We start from the raw sequence: 4157 nt of genomic DNA, 5'->3' as shown, positions 1-4157 counted from the left end.
TGTTTCGCGTGCCAGCGGGAAGATGAAGACGTGACAAGGCCTGCCGTGCAGCGGGGGCCGCACAGCCGTCTTGGCAGAAGATGGGATCAGCGGGGGCTCAGGCGCGCGGTGTCTGCGCTGCCGAAGCCCGGCTGGCGCGATGGGCCACCACCATGCGGGCCAGGCCGTAGCCGCCCAGCAGGGTGAGCACGACCAGGGCGCCCAGCGCCAGCTCCTGCCCATCGGACCAGGCGTCGATGGCCGGCGAGAGCAGCTTGGCCAGGCCCAGCAGGCCGATCAGCAGGCTGACGCTGCCCACGGCCGCGCCCATGATGCGCGAGGCCAGCGCGGCCACCTCGTCGGCGCGGGCGATCAGGCGGGAGATCCACCAGCCGTTCAGGCCGTCGGTGATCAGCATGCCCACGATGAACAGCACGCCCAGCGTGAGCGCCCGGCCCAGGCCACCGAACTGGGTGGCGGTGGCGGCGAACAGGGCCGATTGGCTGACGGTGTCGAAGGAGATGGCGAACAGCACGCCCACGCCGGCCACGCTGGCCGGGTGGCGGGCCTGGGTCCAGCGGCCCAGCCAGCGCGTCTTCCAACCCACCGGCGCTACTACCTCGCCCGGGGCGGCGCGCAGCACGGCCCGCAGGTTCACCAGCCCCAGGCCGATCAGGAAGGCGATGGAGACCCAGGTACCGAACAGGTCCAACCATTGCGGCGGGTCCCAATGGGTGCTCGCCACGCCGACGAAGGCGGCGATCAGCATCACCACCACGCCATGGCCCAGCGAGAACAGGGCACCGCAGTAGCGCGCCCAGCCCAGCTGCCGGCGCTGGTTCAGCCGGGTCAGGCCATCGATGGTGGCCAGGTGGTCGGCATCAAAGCCGTGGCGCATGCCCAGCAGCAGCACGATGGCGCACAGGGCGCCCCAGTCGGTGGGAAGATCGGTCACGGCGTGTCTCCTGTATGAAAATTATAGAAAACTTCATACAAGAAGCGTGCCATCCCTGAAGCTCGGCTTTGCACCGAGTGAGCGCAGTGGTGCTCAGCCCTGTTCCTGTGGCAAGTGGCTTGCCGTTGCGCCGCGCAAGAGGAAGCTGTCTGATCAGCCGCCGTGCGTTCCGGTGGCGGGCCCCAGATGGGCGTGCCCATGGCCATGGTGCTCGGTCATCGGGATCACATGCAGTGCGCCATGGCTGACGCCGGGCTGGGTCAGGACCGACTGGGCGAACACCCGCACCGCCTGGGTGGGCCCCTTGAGGATCACGACCTCCACACAGTGGTCGTGGTCCAGGTGGGCGTGGGTGGTGGAGACGGTCAGCTCGTGGTGGTCGTGCTGCAGATCGGTGAGCCGCATGGCCAGCTGCCGCTGGTGGTGGTTGTAGACGTAGCTCAGCGTGGCCACGCAGGGGCCTTCGGGCGCGCTCTGTTCGCGCAGGCCGCCCAGGTCGGCCCGCAGCAGATCCCGGAAGGCTTCGGAGCGGTTGGCATAGCCCCGGGCCGCGACCAGTGCCTCGAAGGCATCGGCCAGGTCGTCGTCCAGGGACATGGTCAGGCGTTTCATGGGGGCTCGCGGCAAAAGAGGAGCCGCAAGTTTGGCAGAGCCTGCCCAGCAGGCCGCTTCAACCCATCGCCTGGACGGCAGCGATGATGGCCAGGCAGGCCTCGCGGCAGGCCTTGCACTGGGCGTGGTGGGCCGCGTGTTCCTTGCAGGCGTCCGCGCAGGCCAGGTAGACCGGCAACGAGGCCTTGGCCAGCGGCGCGGCCTGGGTCGAGGACCAGCCCGCCAGCTTGAGCAGGGCTTCCGTCACGGCGTTCACGTCCAGCGCTGCCTTCAGGCAGGGGCTGAGCGAGGTGTCGCCCTGGGCCAGCAGCTGTTGGCAGTGGGCGATGCAGGCCAGGGAGGCCGCTGGCAAGTCTGCAGCGGGCCGACCAGGCGGGCTTCCCGGCCGGGCTCGGGGGCCGGCATGGCCATCATGTGGTGGCTGTGGTCATGCATGGCACCGCCGCCGTCCTGGGCCGCCAGGGCCGTGCGGGTGGCAGCGGCGCCCAGCAGGGCGCCCGCGGTGGTGGTCATGAGTTGGCGGCGGTCCATGGTCGATGCCTTTCTGTGGGTGTGGTGGGGTGACCCCATCAGACCATGTTCCCCTCGACCGCCGGACGGCGTCAAGAGAGGGCACATCGATCACGCCGCCCCTGTCCCACAGAGGCGGCTCCTCGGCTCAGGCCGCTGGCGGGGCCGGGGGTTCGGCGGCGTACTGGTGTTCCAGCCACAGCGCGTTGACGACGGCCAGGAGAACGGCCAGACCGGTGCCCAGCATCCAGCTGAAGTACCACATGGGAAGTCCTTTGCTCGGGCCCGTGGGCCCGTCTTGAATGAATGGAAGGTGGGATGGGCGGCTCAGTACAGGGCCTGCCCGTGTTGTTCGACATGGGCCACCGTGACCTTGCCGCGCATCACGCGGTAGGCCCAGGCGGTGTAGCTCAGCACGATGGGGGTCATGACCAGGGCGACCCAGAACATGATGTTGAGCGTGCGGTGGCTGGAGACGCAGTCCCACAGCGTCAGGCTGTGCCCGGGGTGGCTGCTGGAGGGCAGCACGAAGGGGAACAGCGCCACGCCCGCGGTGAAGATCACCCCGGCGCAGCACAGCCCCGTGCCGATGAAGGCCAGGCCGGGGCGCCGCGCGGCCGAGGCCAGCAGCCCCAGGGCCAGGCCGGCCAGGGCCAGGCCCGGTACCGCCCACAGCAGCGGCTGCGCAGCGAAGTTGGCCAGCGCCGCCCCGGGCGCGCGCACCACGGTCTTGCCCAGGGGGGACAGGGCCTCCCCCACGGCCAGCGGCCCGTCCAGCCGGTAGCCATCCAGGTGGGACACCAGCAGGCCGCCCAGCGCAAAGCTCACCAGGGTCAGCAGGCCGAAGAGGAAGGCGGCCTTGCGCGCGCGCTGGGCGATCACCCCTTCGGTGCGCAGCTGCAGGTAGGTGGCGCCGTGGAACAGCAGCATGCTCAGGCTGACCACGCCGCTGACCAGCGCGAAGGGGTTGAACAGGGCCCAGAAGCTGCCGGTGTAGACGGGCAGCATGCGGTCCTCGAAGTAGAAGGGCACGCCTTGCAGCACATTGCCGAAGGCCACCCCGAACACCAGGGCCGGCACCGCGCCACCGACGAACAGGCCCCAGTCCCAGGCTGTGCGCCAGGTGGGGTGGGCCACCTTGCTGCGGTAGTCAAAGCCCACCGGACGGAAGAACAGCGCCCACAGCACCGCCAGCAGCGCCCAGTAGAAGCCGCTGAAGGCGGTGGCATAGACCAGCGGCCAGGCGGCGAAGATGGCGCCGCCAGCGGTGATGAACCACACCTGGTTGCCATCCCAGTGCGGGCCGACGGTGTTGATCACCACGCGCCGTTCGCTGTCGCTGCGTCCGACGAAGGGCAGCAATGCGCCCACGCCCATGTCGTGGCCGTCCATCACGGCAAAGCCCACCAGCAGCACGCCCACCAGCAGCCACCAGACGAGTTTGAGGGTCTCGTAGTCCAGCATCTCAGATCTCCTTGAAAGCGTGGGGCAGGGCCGGCTCGGCATGCAGCCGTCCGCCACCGTGGCGATCGGGCGGGGCCAGGCGGGTGGCGCCCAGGCTGCTCGGGCCCAGGCGGGCGTACTTGAACATCAGGTACAGCTCAGCCACCAGCAGCAGGGTGTAGAAGCCGACGAAGCCGATCAGGGAGCCCAGCACCGCGCCGCTGTCCAGTGCCGAAGTGGACAGGTGGGTGGGCAGCACGCCGTAGACCGTCCAGGGCTGGCGGCCGAATTCGGCCACGAACCAGCCCATCTCGCAGGCCACCCAGGGCAGGGGCAGGGTCCATACCGCCCAGCGCAGCAGCCAGCGGCGGTGGGTGATCTGGTTGCGCGCGGCGGTCCAGAAGGCTGTGGCGATCAGGGCCAGCATCCAGAAGGCGATGGCCACCATGATGCGGAAGGTCCAGAACATCGGCGCCACCGCCGGGATGGCGTCGTCCACCGCGCGGGCCTTCATCTCGGGTGTGGCCTGGGCCACATCGGCCACATACTTCTTCAGCAGCAGGCCATAGCCCAGGTCGGATTGCAGCGGCTTGAACTGCGCCTGCAGCACCGGGTTGCGCGGGTCCAGGCGCAGGGCCTCCAGGGTCTTGACCGCCAC

At 69.6% G+C, this 4157-nt stretch carries 6 protein-coding genes; all 6 read right to left on the bottom strand.

The window, feature by feature from the left end:
* Nucleotides 1–97: 97 nt before the first annotated feature.
* The gene (locus tag I73_RS29520) at nt 98–934 is read right to left on the bottom strand and encodes a nickel transporter (RefSeq protein ID WP_022982368.1); all 837 of its coding nucleotides are present in this window, start codon (nt 932–934) and stop codon (nt 98–100) included.
* A 153-nt stretch (nt 935–1087) separates the two neighbouring features.
* Nucleotides 1088–1546, bottom strand: a complete 459-nt coding sequence (nikR, locus tag I73_RS20695; RefSeq protein WP_022982367.1) for a nickel-responsive transcriptional regulator NikR — start codon at nt 1544–1546, stop codon at nt 1088–1090.
* Between the two features lie 58 nt (nt 1547–1604).
* Entirely contained in the window at nt 1605–1898 is a 294-nt protein-coding gene (locus I73_RS29515; protein WP_051049307.1) for a hypothetical protein, read from the bottom strand.
* A 306-nt stretch (nt 1899–2204) separates the two neighbouring features.
* Entirely contained in the window at nt 2205–2321 is a 117-nt protein-coding gene (gene cydX, locus I73_RS31925) for a cytochrome bd-I oxidase subunit CydX (protein WP_022982366.1), read from the bottom strand.
* Nucleotides 2322–2383: 62 nt separating this feature from the next.
* Nucleotides 2384–3520, bottom strand: a complete 1137-nt coding sequence (cydB, locus tag I73_RS20680; protein WP_022982365.1) for a cytochrome d ubiquinol oxidase subunit II — start codon at nt 3518–3520, stop codon at nt 2384–2386.
* Nucleotide 3521: 1 nt separating this feature from the next.
* On the bottom strand, nt 3522–4157 hold a 636-nt coding region (locus tag I73_RS20675; RefSeq protein WP_022982364.1), incomplete at its 5' end, for a cytochrome ubiquinol oxidase subunit I.

It is taken from the genome of Ideonella sp. B508-1, assembly GCF_000333615.1.
Lineage (GTDB): Bacteria > Pseudomonadota > Gammaproteobacteria > Burkholderiales > Burkholderiaceae_C > Ideonella.
Note: the sequence above shows the minus strand (reverse complement) of the source record. Positions and strands in the feature narration are given on the sequence as shown.